The organism is Paenibacillus sp. FSL R7-0163 (assembly GCF_037969975.1).
GTDB lineage: Bacteria > Bacillota > Bacilli > Paenibacillales > Paenibacillaceae > Paenibacillus_AQ > Paenibacillus_AQ odorifer.
The window spans coordinates 6,844,166-6,859,859 of sequence record NZ_CP150224.1; the positions used below are offsets into that span (position 1 = coordinate 6,844,166).

The following is a 15,694-nucleotide window of genomic DNA, read 5'->3' on the forward strand; positions in this document are numbered from 1 at the left end:
GGGAGAGAGAAATCGTGAACATTTTATTCATGGGCCCTCCTGGGGCAGGCAAGGGAACACAAGCGGCAGAAATCGTTAAAGAATTTGGTATTCCTCATATTTCGACAGGAGATGCTTTCCGTTTGGCAATCAAACAGGAAACTCCGGTAGGATTGAAGGCCAAATCATTTATAGATCAAGGTTTGCTTGTACCAGATGATGTGACCATTGGGATAGTCGAAGAACGGTTGCAGCAGTCCGATTGCGAAAAAGGATTTCTATTGGATGGTTTTCCAAGAACTCTTTCGCAAGCGGAAGCGCTGGATGATATTCTTAGCCGTTTGAACACTTCTTTGGATCATGTCATCAACTTGAATGTTGACCGTGGATTGCTAATGGCGCGTCTTACTGGACGTCGTATCTGCAGCGTTTGCGGAGCATCCTACCATTTAATCTTCAACCCGCCGAAGCAAGATGGCATTTGCGACATTGATGGCGGTGAGTTATATCAACGTCCGGATGACAACGAAGAAAGTGTAGGCAAGCGCCTGGATGAGTATGATAATAAAACAGCGCCGCTGCTTGCGTTTTATGATAATAAAGGTCTTTTGCGTCAGGTAAACGGGGAAAACGAAATTAATGTCGTTACTTCTGAAATCGTGTCTTTAATGCGGGGTTAATGTAATGATCATTTGTAAATCCGAACAGGAACTTGCCTTTATGAGGGAAGCTGGTCGAATTGTTGCCGAGAGTCACCGTCTTATTGCTCAGGCCATTGAGCCTGGCATTACAACGGGCGAGCTCGACAGAATCGCCGATCAATACATTCGCAGTCAAGATGCTGTGCCGTCTTTCAAAGGCTACAACGGTTTTCCTGCCAGCATTTGCGCTTCAGTCAACGAACAATTGGTGCATGGATTTCCAGGTAAACGTAAACTGATCGAAGGCGATATTGTTACGCTGGATATCGGTGCAGAGTACCGCGGTTATCACGGTGATTCCGCCTGGACCTACGGTGTGGGCAGCATTTCCGAAGAGGCTCAGCGTTTGCTGGACGTTACGGAAGGCTCCTTGTACGCGGGACTGGCGTTAGTTAAGCCGGATGTGCGCTTGTTTACAATCTCCCATGCTATTCAGCAGTACATCGAAGAGGCTGGTTTCTCAGTCGTACGTGAGTATGTTGGTCATGGTATTGGGGCAAAACTGCATGAAGAACCGCAAATTCCGAATTATGGCATAGCGGACCGCGGACCACGTCTGAAACCGGGTATGGTGCTCGCGATTGAGCCGATGGTAAACGCAGGAAAGAGACATGTCAGAACACTGGAAGATAACTGGACTGTCGTTACGGTTGATGGCTCACTATGTGCTCACTTCGAGCATACAGTAGCAGTTACTCCGGACGGCATGGAAATTTTCACAAAACTGAATGCGTAGGTGATCTCCTCTTGAATACTGTGAGCAGCCCGCAGGTTGGTCAATTAGTGAGAATTCTCAAAGGCAAAGATGCCGGAGAGGCAGCCGTTGTTATCGCAGTTGTTGATAGCAGATTTGTATACATTGCAGATGGAGACAAACGTAAGTTTGATGGGCCAAAGAAGAAGAATATTCTTCATCTTGAGCTCATACCCTTCATCAGCAGTGAGGTTGTGGACAGTTTGAAGGAAACTGGGCGGGTAACAAACGGAAAGCTGCGATTCGCAGTCATGAAGTATGCTGGACCCACCGGAATAAGTGCTGATGAGAAAGGAGACTAACTGTGGCTAAGGAAGATGTCATTGAAGTAGAAGGTACTGTCCTTGAACCGTTGCCAAACGCAACGTTTAAGGTTGAGCTTGAGAACGGTCATCAAATACTTGCCCATGTATCCGGTAAATTGCGGATGCACTTTATCCGTATTTTGACCGGAGACAAAGTGGTCGTGCAGTTATCGCCTTATGATTTATCAAAAGGTCGTATAACTTACCGTAAATAGATGGGAACTACGAAAAAAGTTTTGCTTCGCAAAACTTTGAGGAGGTAATTAACATGAAGGTAAGACCTTCTGTAAAGCCCATTTGCGAGAAATGTAAAGTAATCCGCCGCAAAGGGACTGTTATGGTGATTTGCGAAAATCCGAAACACAAACAAAAACAAGGTTAAGAAGGGGGTGTAGCGTAAAATGGCTCGTATAGCTGGAGTGGATTTGCCACGTGACAAACGCGTTGAGATCGCCTTGACTTATATTTTCGGAATCGGTAAAACGACTTCTCAGAAAATTCTTAATGAAACAGGCATTAGCGCTAATACACGTGTCCGTGATTTGACGGAAGATGAAGTCAGCAAACTGCGTGAAACGATCGACAAAACGGTTAAGGTTGAAGGTGACCTGCGTCGTGAAATTTCCTTAAATATTAAACGTCTTACTGAGATCGGCTGTTACCGCGGTGTTCGCCACCGTCGTGGATTGCCTGTTCGCGGTCAACGTACTAAAACGAATGCCCGTACCCGGAAAGGCCCGCGTCGTACGGTAGCAAACAAAAAGAAATAATAAGGGGGGATAAGAGACAATGGCTAAACCGAAAAAAGTCGTACGTACCAAACGTCGCGACCGTAAAAATATCGAATCCGGCGTGGCACATATTCGTTCCACGTTCAACAACACCATCGTTACCATCACGGATCCTCACGGAAATGCAATTTCCTGGGCAAGCTCCGGCGGCCAAGGATTTAAAGGTTCCCGTAAGTCCACTCCATTCGCAGCGCAAATGGCAGCTGAATCAGCAGCTAAAGCAGCTATGGAGCACGGCATGAAGTCGGTTGAGGTTATGGTTAAAGGACCGGGCGCGGGCCGCGAAGCAGCCATCCGTTCCCTTCAAGCTGCAGGGCTTGAAGTTAACCTTATTAAAGACGTAACTCCGGTTCCTCACAATGGATGCCGTCCGCCTAAGCGTCGTCGCGTATAGTGAAATCAGTATTGTGAATGTGGTATAATTCTGACGCATCTGCTAATAATAGGTGTTTAGGCATACTACATGATGCACCTGATGGGGTGACAGTTTCATATAGGAGCGACGTTGAAGGAGGGGTAAACTCGTGATAGAAATCGAAAAGCCGAAGATTGAGACCGTAGAAGCTAATGATGAAGGTACCTATGGGAAATTCGTAGTTGAACCGCTGGAACGTGGGTATGGCACGACTCTGGGGAACTCGCTTCGCCGGATATTGCTTTCTTCGCTTCCAGGAGCCGCAGTGACTTCGGTCCAAATTGACGGCGTTCTGCATGAGTTCTCGACCGTTCCAGGCGTAATGGAAGATGTGACGGAAATCATTCTGAACCTTAAAGCCTTGTCTCTGAAGATTCATTCAGACGAGGAAAAAGTGTTCGAGATTGATGCTGAAGGGGAAGGCATCGTTACCGCAGGTGATATCCGTGCGGACAGCGATGTTGAGATCCTCAATCCGGATCTTCACATTGCAACGCTGGGACCTGGTGCGAGACTTCATATGCGTATTTTTGCAGGCCGTGGTCGCGGCTATGTCCAAGCGGACCGGAACAAACGTGACGATCAGCCAATTGGTGTTATTCCAGTTGACTCCATCTATACTCCAATTTCACGCGTTAACTACGGCATAGACAATACACGTGTTGGTCAAGTGACTAACTACGACAAATTGACGCTTGAAATTTGGACGGATGGAAGTATCAGACCGGAAGAGGCTGTAAGCCTCGGAGCCAAAATTTTGAACGAGCACCTCGTTCTGTTCGTAGGTCTTACGGACGAAGCGAAAGACGCCGAAATTATGGTTGAAAAAGAAGAAGACAAAAAAGAAAAAGTACTTGAGATGACAATCGAAGAGCTTGATCTTTCTGTTCGTTCCTACAACTGCCTCAAACGTGCTGGTATTAATACCGTACAAGAGCTTACCACGAAGACTGAAGAAGATATGATGAAGGTGCGTAACCTTGGTCGTAAATCTTTGGAAGAAGTTCAGGAAAAGCTTGAGGAACTTGGTTTGGGTCTCCGCACAGAAGAATAGCTGCAGATTGCTTTAGTAAAGGAGGGAAAACACAATGGCATACCAAAAATTGGGCCGTGATTCCAGTGCGCGTAAAGCGTTATTTCGCGACATGGTAACGGATCTGTTTTTATACGAGCGCATCCAAACAACGGAAGCTAAAGCGAAAGAAGTTCGTTCTATCGCTGAAAAGCTGATCACTAAAGCTAAAAAAGGTGATCTTCATGCTCGTCGTCAAGTAGCTGCATTTGTTCGCCGCGAGACTGTTGATGGTGAACAAGATGCAATTCAAAAATTGTTCTCTGACATTGCTCCTCGTTACACTGAGCGTCCAGGTGGATACACTCGTATCCTTAAACTAGGACCTCGTCGTGGCGACGCTGCGCCTATGGTTTATCTTGAATTGGTAGACCGCGCGTAGTATCACAAGTATTGATTTCCGATGCTTCCCTTTCATCCAGCCCTCTTTGGAGTAAAGATGGGGGAAATATCAGCGTTATTGTGCTGCAGAGGCGCAAGACTCTGCTGTACTAATAACCGTGGGAATCACCTTGGTTCAATTGAAGGAGCTCCCGCAGGGGCTCTTTTTTTTGAAATTAAGGATCCTATAGGACTCTTTTAGTTCTATATATGAAAAATGGATGCCGTCCTACTAGGGACGGCGAAGCCATTTCTTCAAATAGAAGATCAGACAGTGCTTCGATCGACGTTCTGCTGACCGGTTTAAAAAGGAGAACGGAATGCGTAATCTATTGATGAAGGTCAATTATGACGGAACGAATTATGATGGCTTTCAGACCCAGCCTCAGGGCAATACGATTCAGGATCGGCTGGAGCAAGCCATACTCCATCTGACAGGTGAGAAGCTTAAGATTACTGCTTCAGGCCGCACAGATGCCGGAGTACATGCCTATGGCCAGCCTTTTAACTTTACAACCTCCTCTCGAATCCCAACTGAACGTTGGTGTCTAGCGCTTAATGCCCGGCTGCCACAAGACATCGTGGTTACAGAGGCTAGGGAAGTTCCGCTAACGTTTCACTCTCGTAGAGGGGCTAAGCGTAAAACTTACCGATACACGATTAATGGCAATAGGTTTCCAGATCCGTTTCAACGGCGCTGGCAGCTTCACCATCCAGTGAAGTTGGACATTCCTGCGATGCAGCAAGGCTTAACGCAAATTATAGGGACACATGACTTCACTTCGTTTGCATCACGACGGTCTACGAAGACTTCTCATGTACGAACGATCTTTGAAGCTCATATGGAAGTAGATCGCAGTATGTGCCGACCCTCTTCATCAGATCAAGGAGTTATCCATACTTATATAACGGGTAGTGGATTTCTTCAGCACATGGTTCGCATTATTATGGGGACTTTGATCCATGTGGGGGAAGGTAAAATACCTGCTGATAAGGTTGCTGAAATATTGGCAGCATGTGATCGATCACATGCTGGTCCAACAGCTGTGGCCATGGGGTTAGCTTTGTGGAGTGTTGAATATGACGAGATTGAAAGTGAATAGTTTTTTCTATAAATTTCTTCCTAATTAATAGGCTAAATGTTTAAAAATCACTTGCACTTGTTATGTTTATACTGTAATATAAAAGTTGTGTTTTCTTGATGGCTATCCCACAGCCCCGATCAGGAAAATGCCAAAAAAATGCTTTGCTTAACTCACATAATCGTAATTCAATGAGAAACAAGATATACGAAACAGAAGATTTTCGTACGAGAACAAGGAGGAAACATTCATGCGTACCACCTATATGGCGAAGCCGAACGAAGTTGAACGCAATTGGCACATTATTGATGCCGAAGGCAAAACACTCGGTCGTTTGGCCAGCGAAGCCGCTGCTTTGATCCGTGGCAAACACAAACCGCAATTCACTCCACACGTTGATACAGGAGATTTCGTTATCGTAATCAACGCTGAGAAAATTCACTTGACCGGTAAGAAATTGCAAAACAAAAAATACTACCGTCACTCGATGCACCCAGGTGGTTTGAAAGTTACTAATGCTGAAACTCTGCTGAACACTAAACCAGAACGCGTAATTGAATTCGCGGTTCATGGTATGATTCCTAAGACTCGTCAAGGGGACCACATGAAGCTGAGATTGAAAGTATATGCAGGCGCCGAGCATCCACATGCAGCACAAAAACCTGAAGTTTACGAACTTCGCGGATAAGAATAGAGGAGGACAGTTTCATGGCACAAGTACAATACTATGGGACAGGTCGTCGTAAACATTCGGTAGCACGTGTTCGCCTTGTACCGGGTGAAGGACGCATTGTCATTAACAAACGTGAGATGGACGAATATTTCGGTGTGGAAACACTGAAAATGATCGTAAAACAACCTTTGAACCTGACTGAAACACTGGGCAACTACGATGTAATCGTTCTTGCACATGGTGGCGGCATTTCCGGTCAAGCTGGAGCAATTCGTCACGGTATCTCCCGTGCATTGCTTAAAGTTGACCCTGAATATCGCGGTGCATTGAAGAAAGCCGGCTTCCTGACTCGTGACCCACGTATGAAGGAACGTAAGAAATACGGCTTGAAGGCTGCACGTCGTGCGCCTCAGTTCTCGAAACGTTAATATCTACAGAATTCAACCCTTGGCCTTATGGCCGAGGGTTTTATTTTTTATTGCCCCTTTCCACAAGAAATGGGCTTTTTTTGCATCTATTTACTAATTCTAACGGTTGAAACGCATTGACTTCCTCAGTAAAAGTTATATACTATTTCATATAGAATTAGTTGGTTTTATTACTTCTTTTACCTCATTTATTCATACGATTAATATTTTGGATGGAGGAATACCTTAATGAACCTGCTCGAGAAAGAGGATTTAATCAAAGTTAAGGCCGAAGAATTAGAAACTGCTTCACCCGAGGAAATTATCCGCTGGGCTGTAGAAACATTTCCTAACATTACTTTTGCCTGCAGCTTTGGTGCCGAAGATGTAGTGCTAGTTGATATGCTTCACAAAGTTAGTCCGTCTACAGACGTCTTTTATCTCGATACAGATTATCATTTTAAGGAAACCTATGAGACCAGAGATTTGATGGCGGATAAATACGGGCTGGAGTTCGTACGAGTGTCTCCACAAATCACTCCGCAGGAGCAAGCACTTCAACACGGTGATGCGTTATGGACAGTAGATCCTAACCAATGTTGTGGGATTCGTAAAGTAGAGCCGCTGACTCGTATCCTATCTCAATATGAAGCTTGGATTACAGGCATTCGTCGTGACCAAGCACCTACCCGTGCTAATGCCAAAAAGGTTGAGTATGATTATAAATTTGGTTTGGTTAAGTTTAATCCAATTGCGGATTGGACAACTGAGGATGTATGGAACTATATTCGTGAAAATGATGTAATTTATAACCCTCTACATGACCGTAACTATCCAAGTATCGGCTGTGAGCAATGTACACGTCAGGTTATGCCTGGTGAAGATCCGCGTGCTGGACGTTGGGCTGGATCAGAGAAGACTGAGTGCGGATTACACAAGTAAGACCTATCCCCGTGAGAACCCAGAAGGAGAGACGATAATGACTTCAATACGTCCGCATGGCGGAACATTAGTTAACCGTGTAGTAGAGGGTAAAGAAAGAGAAGAATTGCTGCAGCTTGCACGTGAATATAAGGCGATTGCCGTGAACACCTGGACTTTATCTGATTTGGATCTAATAGCGGTAGGTGCATTTTCTCCACTAACTGGATTTTTGAATGAACAAGATTATCACTCCGTAGTAAAAAACATGCGTTTAGAAGATGGCACAGTGTGGAGCATTCCAATAACACTTGCTGTAGAAGAGGGTGTGGTCTCTGGTTTAGCTATTGGAGACAAAGTATCTCTAATCGGTGAAGAGGATGGCGAGATCTACGGTTTATTGGATATTGAGAGTATTTATACGGTTGATCAAAACCTTGAAGCGCAAAATGTATTCAAAACAACAGACCCTGAACATCCAGGAGTAAGTAAGCTGTTGGCCCGCCCGGCTACCTATGTAGGAGGACCAATTACAGTGCTGAATAGACCACAGCCAGAAAAGTTCGGAGAATTTTATTTTGACCCTTCAGCTACACGTAAGATATTTGCAGACAAAGGCTGGAGAACAGTTGTAGGCTTCCAGACGCGTAACCCAGTTCATCGTGCACATGAATATATTCAGAAGTGCGCTATGGAGGTTGTAGACGCTCTGTTCTTAAACCCGCTTGTGGGTGAGACGAAGTCTGATGATGTACCGGCAAATGTACGAATGAAGAGCTACCTGGAGCTTTTGGAGAATTATTATCCTGAGGATCGTACCTTTCTAGGTGTTTTCCCAGCAGCCATGCGTTATGCAGGTCCGAGAGAAGCAATTTTTCATGCTATGGTTCGCAAAAATTACGGCTGCACTCATTTTATTGTCGGACGTGACCATGCGGGCGTAGGCGATTACTACGGAACTTATGAAGCACAAGAAATTTTCGCGAATTATACCGCTGAGGAACTTGATATTACTCCATTATTTTTTGAACACAGCTTCTTCTGTAAAAAATGCGGAAATATGGCTTCCAGTAAAACCTGCCCGCATCCTGGCGACGATCATATGACTTTGTCGGGTACAAAGGTACGGGCTTTGCTTCGGGAGGGTCAATGTCCACCTCCTGAATTTACGCGACCTGAGGTTGCGCAGATTCTAATTGAAGGGATGACTCAAGAAGTAACAGCTTAATCATCGTTATCTAGTACTATTTGGCCTTCTTGTCCCATATAGATGAGTATTATCTATCGGGACGAGGGGGTCTTTGTTATGTCTGGCCGAAAACACAGTAAAGTCTCGGTCTGGATCTCATGGAGCAGTATCAAAAAATGTATGCTGGGCGCAACACTGCTGGCTATAATGATCGGCATTATAGCGTATGACATGCCTACTGCCAAAACGTTAAATTATTGGAGTCTGCCTTTGTCTGGTAAAGTGATCGCTATCGACGCTGGACATGGGGGAGCAGATGGAGGGGCAGTTAGCCGGGAAGGGCTAATTGAGAAAGACATTAATCTCGCGGTCTCTCTTTATTTACGTGATTACCTGCAACAGGCAGGGGCTATTGTTGTGATGACCCGTGAAGGGGATTATGATTTGGCTCAGGAGGGCACTAAGGGCTATTCTAAGCGCAAGACTGAAGATCTTAAGCAAAGAGTAAGAAGCATTGAAGAGAAGGGCGCAGATCTTTTTATAAGCGTTCACATGAACAGCGTGCCTTCGAACCGATGGAGCGGGGCGCAGACCTTTTACTATCCCAATCACAAGGATAATAAAGCTATCGCAGAGTTTGTACAGAGTGAGCTGAAGATTACACTGGAGAATACTGATCGTGTAGCTAAGACTGTAAATACTGTTTATCTACTAAAAGCATTAAAAATACCTGCGATCCTTGTAGAGGTCGGTTTCTTGTCGCACCCTCAGGAATCAGTTCTGCTCGGAGATGATGTTTATCAACGCAAGGTAGCGACTAGCATATATCGTGGCATTCTTCGTTATGCTTCCGAGTAGCCGGGACTACTCATCAGGAGATGGGTAATGCTATAATAGACAAAAACTCCGGAAGAATTCTCCTCCGGAAAGGAAACAGAGGTGCTTTCCATGCTGACTAGGGAACATATCCAGGAAATACTGCAGTCATTAACAGACCCGGAAACCGGAAAAAGCCTTGTGGAACTACAGCTGATCCGTGACATTATGATTAAAGAAGATCGTATTTCTTTGTCAATCGTATGTCTGGATCCTGAAGAGCAAAGTCGCATGGACCTAGAACAACAGGTTCGTGAGTTGCTTGAAGCGGGTGGAGTCACTAATGTACATATCCGGCTGCGTGATGCAACCGATTATGAACGTGCTCTGCTTCGCGGAGAGAGTGCTGGGGAAGAGCCATTGGCTGATGAACCGGGGAAACTTAAGGGACATGCAGCAGGCCTTGACGATCATGAATTAATCAATGAGAACTCTGGTGTTAACTTTATCGCCATTGCCAGTGGTAAAGGCGGGGTTGGAAAGTCTACGGTTACTGTGAATTTGGCAGTAGCTCTGGCTAGAAAAGGTAAAAAGGTTGGATTGATTGATGCGGACATTTATGGGTTTAGCATCCCTGATATGATGGGAATCGAAGAGGGCCCCGTTGTAGAAGAGGGAATCATTATTCCTGTGGAACGTTTCGGAGTGAAGGTCATGTCTATGGGCTTCTTTATCCGTGAGAATAGTCCGGTAATTTGGCGGGGACCTATGCTTGGCAAAATGCTGCGCCAATTCTTTGGTGATGTGGGCTGGGGAGAACTTGATTATATGCTGCTTGATCTTCCTCCAGGTACAGGTGATGTGGCGCTTGACGTACATCAGATGCTCCCTCACAGCAAAGAGATTATTGTTACGACCCCTCATGCTACCGCAGCGTTTGTGGCGGCTAGAGCGGGCTCTATGGCTCTGCAGACAGAACATGAGATTATTGGAGTCATTGAGAACATGGCTTATTATGAGTGTAAAGACTGTGGTAAAAAAGATTATATTTTTGGCAGAGGTGGAGGCGCGCGGCTTGCGGAGACACTCCATACGGAGCTGCTTGCACAAGTTCCATTGGGCGCACCGGACAACCATATTTCTGAACCGGATTTCTCACCTTCTGTATACAAGGAAGACACACCAACTGCCTTGTTGTTTGCTGATATCGCCGAAAAGCTGATTGCGAAATATGAGCACTAATTATTGTGCATAAAAAGAGGCCGTCCCACTTTGTTAGGTGGGATAAGGCCTCTTTTTTGTTATGTGCTTGAATCATCGCCGCTACCGCTGCCACTTTCACCACCGCTGCCGCTGCCTTCCTGTTTATCGCCGCTTTCGCCGCCCTTTTTCTGTTCCTTTGGCTCGAGTTCGTCCTGAACGACCTTTTTAAGTAAATTCAATACCTCCATCCGGAATAATGGAGTCTGCATAGATTCCTGGATGGTCTTCATGGATTGCTTTCGGTAGTCAGGTGTTTTGGTTAGATTAAGAAACATGGTCATCATTTCTGGAGACTTCATGATTTCTTCGACGGATTTTTGATATGTGGGATCTTTAATTAGTTGCAGGTGCAATTCTTTGCTTTGTGATTGAATGGCTTTAGCAAAATCGCCTGCGAACTTGGGATCAGTCATAATTTTCTCGATTTCCTTTTGATATTCCGGTGCAGTGAGGGTATCTTTAACAGCGGTTTTTATATCCTCTGTTGTTTGAAGTGGCATCATTTTCATACTCATTCCGCTGGTGCCTCCAGAACTGGAATTTGATAATGATTCCTCAACCGCTTTTTTCCCATCTTCACTTTTTAATATATCAATAACCATGGTCTTCATTTCTTTATAACTGCCCTGACCAGAAGAAGAACTGCTCTGCTCACTTCCGCAAGCCGTTAAGGCCATAACAAAGCTTAAAGCCAAACCCACAGATCCGATAAATCTCCATTTCATTGGCGCTGCCCTCCTTTATTAGGATTCTCCAGTTGTATTATGCCGCATTAACACACATTTATGTTGCTGATGTAATGGTGTTTTGTCGGTATCCTTGGTAAAATAAATCTGACATAGGGGAGGTGAAGTGGCTGAGTATAAAAAAATGGTTTTATTTATTTTGGACAACCCTTCTAATAGGAGCGGGCGGAGCAGTAATCGCAGGTCTGGCACTGCAATTCGTGAACGGCCGAATTGATTTCAAAAGTGTCGATGATTTCTTTTTATACCCGTTGATACTATTCGGCTACGGTATGCTTGTCAGTGTTTATGCGCAACTTGGTTTTTTTGCTTATCTAATTTTGAATTACATGGGCAATGGTGTTTTCCCACCAAAAATTTGGAAATACATACAACTGGTGCTTTCTGTGCTCGCATTGCTTGAACTGATTTTTTTGCGTACCGTCGTTGGCGGGGAAAGAAGTGTCTTGTCTGATCTAATACTAGGAATCTTTATTTTGTTAGCTGCCATTATTGTGTCTTATTTCAAAGTGAAAAGTACAAACATCTCAGCTTGGATTCCAACCCTCTTTTTTATGACAGCTATTTCAATTGTGGAAATTATCGGCGTGCTCCGTATAGGTGTTGATAGTGCGACAGTGTTTATTGTTGTTCCGCTCATCGCCTGTAATGCATTCCAAATTTTGATGCTTCACCGTATTCTCAAGCCGGCAGCCGGATAAAGGCTGGGGCGAATTCAGCAAATCATGAACCCCGTGCTCTGGCCTTCAGAAGACGGGGTTTTTTGCTCTAGAATGTATCCTAACGATTAGAATCCGCTGGAGGAGGTTAATCTTAAAGAACAATAGAGCGGATTCTTTGTGTGTAGCAACGCTCACAAAACTAAGTAGATGCTTCCGAAGCGAGTTTTGTACGTAGTAATACAAAGCGTAGCATCGCTCACAAAACTAAGTAGATGCTTCCGAAGTGAGTTTTGTACGTAGTAATACAAGCGTAGCAACGCTCACAAAACTTTTAGGAGGGGAATATATGGACATCAAGCGCTATATGATAAAAGACACAAATGAAATCCAGCTTAACAAGCTGGACCCGGACGATACAGGTAACTTTAAATCAAAAAAAGAAGCAGAAGCCAAAACAGAGCAGTTAAAGGAACGGTTGGCAGAACTTCAAGATATTCTTTTTGCACAGAAAAAGCACTCACTACTCGTAATTCTGCAAGGGATGGATTCCAGCGGTAAGGATGGAACGGTTAAACACATTTTTTCAGGGATCAATCCACAAGGCTTTATAGTGACCAGCTTCAAGAAACCTTCTCTGGAGGAAGCAGCTCACGATTTCTTATGGAGAGTGCATCAAAAGACACCCCCTAAAGGCTACATCTCTGCATTTAACCGCTCACACTATGAAGATGTATTGGTACCGCGGGTACATGGGGGACTGAAAAAGGATGACTTGAAGCGCCGCTTTCGTTACATACGGCAGTTTGAGGAGATGCTGGTGGAAGAGGGAACGACAATTATCAAGCTTTTTCTGCATATTTCAAAAGAAAAGCAGCTTAAGAAAATCAAAGAACGGCTTGAAGATCCCAAAAAACACTGGAAATTCGACGCAAGTGATCTACAGGAGCGGGAGTTTTGGGATGATTACCAAGAGGCATATGTAGATGTTTTTAAGGAGTCTAGTATTGATAAAGCACCCTGGTACTGGATACCAGCCAATCATCAATGGTACCGCAACTATTTGGCCTTATCCATCGTTGTAAAGACACTGGAGAGTCTGGATCTGAGCTATCCGAAGCTGAATACCCCCACACCCGACATATCGGAGCTCATTTCCCCGCGTCATTAATATTTGGATAAGACCAACATCTATTGCGGTACCTAAGATTGGGAGGAGCGTTACAGCCCAGCAGCATCCTCTAAGGCACTATTTAGTGAGGCCGAGTCACGAACCTCTTTACCCTCTGCGTTGCTTTGGCTGATCAGCTCAGAGACGGTAACGAATTCATAACCTTGTCTGCGGAGCTCATCGATAATTTGCGGAAGAGCTTCGTGAGTTTGTTTGCAGGAATCGCTGGCATGCAGTAGAACGATATCACCAGGATGTGCTTTAGTCGTTACACGCTTCACGATATTGTCTACACCTATGTTCTTCCAGTCTAGAGAGTCTGTGTCCCACTGGATGACTTTGTAACCAAGATCATTGGCCACTTGCAGAACTCTTTTGTCAAAATCACCATTAGGCATACGAATTAGATTGGGTTCTTTACCGGTTAATTCTGTAAGCACAGTGTGAGCCGTTGTGATCTGAGTGCGAATCTCTTCGTTACTTAGAGTGCTGTAATTGACGTGTTTATGGCCATGACTGCCAATTTCGAATCCTGCGTTTTTGATGCTTGTTACAATATCGGGGTGAGTCTTACTCCATGGTGACGATAGGAAGAAGGTGGCTTTGTCCACTTTCTTGTCTTCAAGTACCTTCAAAATTGGTTCGGGTCTCTTTTCCCCCCAGCTAATATCGAAGGTTAGGGCAATCAGCTTCTTCTCTGTTGGCACACTGTAAATGGCAGAAGGTCCAGCCTCAGAAAAAACGGTGATATTACCCCTCTCGACATAGACAACTCCAGCAGCAAGAAGCACAGCGGCGAAGATATAGATGAACCTTTTGATCTTTTTGCCGCTGAATACATAAAAAGAATTCATTAATGACAGCGCTCCTCTCCCATGCGAAATGCTTGTTTGTTCTAAATGTATGCTCGTACCGCACGGTTATGACCTAAGAAACAGAGATCACAATTTCAGGAGGTATTTATGTTGTCGTTCTTCACGTTTGTTAAAGATATTAAATCGATCCGCAAGGCTTTGCTGCTATCCTGTCTGCTCTTCGTAATAGGAGCGGTTGTTGGCTGGGTAGCCACAAGTAGTCTGGAAAAACTATTGGTTCAGCAATTGGAAGGGCTAAGTGAGATCAGCGGAAACTTAAGAGACACCTCTAATCCGCAATGGAACTTCTTTGTATTTATATTTTTGAATAACGCCATCAAGGGCGTGGTTATTATTTTCCTGGGAGCGTTGTTCGGCATATTGCCAGCTATATTCTTATTTATAAACGGAGCGGTAATTGGCTACTTGATACATTTATCCGCACTGCAAGGACAGGATTTGTTCGATTTAATCGTAAAAGGATTACTGCCACACGGGATTATAGAGATTCCGGCAATCATTATCGCTTGTGCCTTTGGACTGCATTTTGGCGGGAAAGTGATTTCAAGTTTATTTCGATCTACAGATAGAAAAGAGGAGAGAAGCGCAGACTGGTCTGCTTTCATGCGTCAAACACTTACGGCTTCCATATGGACTGTAATCCTGTTATTTGTTGCAGCCATTATTGAAAGTACAATTACTTTTTCACTTTTATCATAAAACTTCCGGGAATAGAGCATAACATTAAGGGCGTTCATCCAAGGATTGCCTAAAGGTAAGGAGTATATAATCGACACGAAACCATAAAGGGAATTTTTAATAATTATGGTTATAAAAAGAGGACTCCGGTTAATCTAGTGTAAGAGGATCTTAAGGCAGCTTTCTCCATGAGATGTTACTTACTGTTTATGCACAAAAGTTTTGGGGGTTTAGAGAAGGTGTTAATTGCAACTTCATGAAGGAGGCCAAGCATATGTTGGGAATGTTGTTTAACGAAAAGGAATGCAAGGAACTGGATTATGTTTTGAGAAAAGAACTAGATGAGATGCTGTTAGATTTGAGTGATCAGCGCTTGGACCAAAATATCAGGCACGCCATCGCTAATAGATATAAGACTGTATTCCGGATGTATGCTCGCTTCGCTCCTCAGAAAGAGCTTTCCAAGTATGCATGGGGTGGACGTTCTTCTCAGTATAAACACTGAAGATATACGAGAATTGCTACAGTTTTATAAAGTTTTCAGATTATTTAATAAAATAGCTTGACTAAAAAGGAGTGCTCATGATAAATTATATCTCGCGCTCCTTTTGCTTGTGTAAAAGGGAAGCGGAAGGCAAGAAAAATTGAAAAAAAAGATTTTTCAAAAAAAAGACTTGCCAAACAGCTTAACACTGTGATATATTATAAAGGTCGCCGCTGATAAACAATGACGACGAAATGAGAGACATTGATCTTTGAAAACTGAACAACGAGTGAGTAGGAAATCACGCAAGTGAGGTCCAAATTAGAGAATTA

The 15,694-nt window shown here is 44.3% G+C and carries 22 protein-coding genes; 20 read left to right on the forward strand and 2 right to left on the reverse strand.

The genetic code is table 11. The features are described 5' to 3' along the window. Positions 1-14 precede the first annotated feature (14 nt). From NST45_RS30015 to NST45_RS30090, 16 genes are all read left to right on the forward strand, one after another. A complete protein-coding gene (locus NST45_RS30015; protein ID WP_038573451.1) occupies positions 15-659 on the forward strand; it encodes an adenylate kinase in 645 nt (214 codons plus the stop codon). A 4-nt stretch (positions 660-663) separates the two neighbouring features. After that, positions 664-1,416 (forward strand): type I methionyl aminopeptidase, encoded by a 753-nt coding sequence (gene map, locus NST45_RS30020; RefSeq protein ID WP_038573450.1) that lies wholly within the window; start codon positions 664-666, stop codon positions 1,414-1,416. Between the two features lie 11 nt (positions 1,417-1,427). After that, complete coding sequence (locus NST45_RS30025) at positions 1,428-1,736, forward strand: KOW domain-containing RNA-binding protein (protein WP_036680581.1); 309 nt, start codon at positions 1,428-1,430, stop codon at positions 1,734-1,736. 2 nt (positions 1,737-1,738) lie between these two features. Next, entirely contained in the window at positions 1,739-1,954 is a 216-nt protein-coding gene (infA, locus tag NST45_RS30030; RefSeq protein WP_036652996.1) for a translation initiation factor IF-1, read from the forward strand. A 53-nt stretch (positions 1,955-2,007) separates the two neighbouring features. After that, a complete protein-coding gene (gene rpmJ / locus NST45_RS30035; protein WP_003322638.1) occupies positions 2,008-2,121 on the forward strand; it encodes a 50S ribosomal protein L36 in 114 nt (37 codons plus the stop codon). A 19-nt stretch (positions 2,122-2,140) separates the two neighbouring features. Beyond that, a complete protein-coding gene (rpsM, locus tag NST45_RS30040) occupies positions 2,141-2,509 on the forward strand; it encodes a 30S ribosomal protein S13 (protein ID WP_036680583.1) in 369 nt (122 codons plus the stop codon). A gap of 19 nt (positions 2,510-2,528) precedes the next feature. Continuing rightward, positions 2,529-2,924, forward strand: coding sequence for a 30S ribosomal protein S11 (gene rpsK, locus NST45_RS30045; RefSeq protein WP_019908251.1), 396 nt, complete (start codon positions 2,529-2,531; stop codon positions 2,922-2,924). A 130-nt stretch (positions 2,925-3,054) separates the two neighbouring features. Next, positions 3,055-3,999: a DNA-directed RNA polymerase subunit alpha gene (locus NST45_RS30050; protein ID WP_036680585.1), complete on the forward strand. Its 945-nt coding sequence runs from the start codon at positions 3,055-3,057 to the stop codon at positions 3,997-3,999. Positions 4,000-4,033: 34 nt separating this feature from the next. Next, positions 4,034-4,399, forward strand: coding sequence for a 50S ribosomal protein L17 (rplQ, locus tag NST45_RS30055; protein WP_019908254.1), 366 nt, complete (start codon positions 4,034-4,036; stop codon positions 4,397-4,399). A gap of 319 nt (positions 4,400-4,718) precedes the next feature. After that, the gene (gene truA, locus NST45_RS30060; protein ID WP_036680587.1) at positions 4,719-5,501 is read left to right on the forward strand and encodes a tRNA pseudouridine(38-40) synthase TruA; all 783 of its coding nucleotides are present in this window, start codon (positions 4,719-4,721) and stop codon (positions 5,499-5,501) included. Between the two features lie 229 nt (positions 5,502-5,730). Then, positions 5,731-6,168 (forward strand): 50S ribosomal protein L13, encoded by a 438-nt coding sequence (gene rplM / locus NST45_RS30065; protein WP_036680589.1) that lies wholly within the window; start codon positions 5,731-5,733, stop codon positions 6,166-6,168. Between the two features lie 20 nt (positions 6,169-6,188). Continuing rightward, complete coding sequence (gene rpsI / locus NST45_RS30070; RefSeq protein WP_025706574.1) at positions 6,189-6,581, forward strand: 30S ribosomal protein S9; 393 nt, start codon at positions 6,189-6,191, stop codon at positions 6,579-6,581. Positions 6,582-6,809: 228 nt separating this feature from the next. Beyond that, entirely contained in the window at positions 6,810-7,502 is a 693-nt protein-coding gene (locus tag NST45_RS30075; protein WP_036680616.1) for a phosphoadenylyl-sulfate reductase, read from the forward strand. Between the two features lie 37 nt (positions 7,503-7,539). Continuing rightward, on the forward strand, positions 7,540-8,709 hold the full coding sequence (sat, locus tag NST45_RS30080) for a sulfate adenylyltransferase (RefSeq protein WP_339824473.1): 1,170 nt from the start codon (positions 7,540-7,542) through the stop codon (positions 8,707-8,709). Positions 8,710-8,787: 78 nt separating this feature from the next. Next, positions 8,788-9,528: an N-acetylmuramoyl-L-alanine amidase CwlD gene (cwlD, locus tag NST45_RS30085; RefSeq protein ID WP_036680622.1), complete on the forward strand. Its 741-nt coding sequence runs from the start codon at positions 8,788-8,790 to the stop codon at positions 9,526-9,528. A gap of 90 nt (positions 9,529-9,618) precedes the next feature. Next, positions 9,619-10,728 carry an Mrp/NBP35 family ATP-binding protein gene (locus NST45_RS30090; protein WP_036680625.1) on the forward strand — a complete coding sequence of 370 codons (1,110 nt, stop codon included), beginning with the start codon at positions 9,619-9,621 and terminating at the stop codon, positions 10,726-10,728. Positions 10,729-10,787: 59 nt separating this feature from the next. Here the strand turns inward: NST45_RS30090 and gerD are convergent, their stop codons facing one another. Beyond that, entirely contained in the window at positions 10,788-11,474 is a 687-nt protein-coding gene (gene gerD, locus NST45_RS30095; protein WP_036680627.1) for a spore germination lipoprotein GerD, read from the reverse strand. Between the two features lie 131 nt (positions 11,475-11,605). Here gerD and NST45_RS30100 point away from each other — a divergent pair, with 131 nt between their 5' ends. Further along, positions 11,606-12,196 (forward strand): KinB-signaling pathway activation protein, encoded by a 591-nt coding sequence (locus tag NST45_RS30100; protein WP_036680642.1) that lies wholly within the window; start codon positions 11,606-11,608, stop codon positions 12,194-12,196. 307 nt (positions 12,197-12,503) lie between these two features. Beyond that, the gene (locus tag NST45_RS30105) at positions 12,504-13,325 is read left to right on the forward strand and encodes a PPK2 family polyphosphate kinase (RefSeq protein WP_051491135.1); all 822 of its coding nucleotides are present in this window, start codon (positions 12,504-12,506) and stop codon (positions 13,323-13,325) included. Between the two features lie 50 nt (positions 13,326-13,375). Here the strand turns inward: NST45_RS30105 and pdaB are convergent, their stop codons facing one another. Continuing rightward, positions 13,376-14,179 carry a polysaccharide deacetylase family sporulation protein PdaB gene (pdaB, locus tag NST45_RS30110; protein ID WP_036680629.1) on the reverse strand — a complete coding sequence of 268 codons (804 nt, stop codon included), beginning with the start codon at positions 14,177-14,179 and terminating at the stop codon, positions 13,376-13,378. A gap of 108 nt (positions 14,180-14,287) precedes the next feature. Here pdaB and NST45_RS30115 point away from each other — a divergent pair, with 108 nt between their 5' ends. After that, a complete protein-coding gene (locus NST45_RS30115) occupies positions 14,288-14,899 on the forward strand; it encodes a stage II sporulation protein M (protein WP_036680630.1) in 612 nt (203 codons plus the stop codon). A 253-nt stretch (positions 14,900-15,152) separates the two neighbouring features. Next, a complete protein-coding gene (locus NST45_RS30120; protein ID WP_036680631.1) occupies positions 15,153-15,383 on the forward strand; it encodes a hypothetical protein in 231 nt (76 codons plus the stop codon). Positions 15,384-15,694 lie beyond the last annotated feature (311 nt).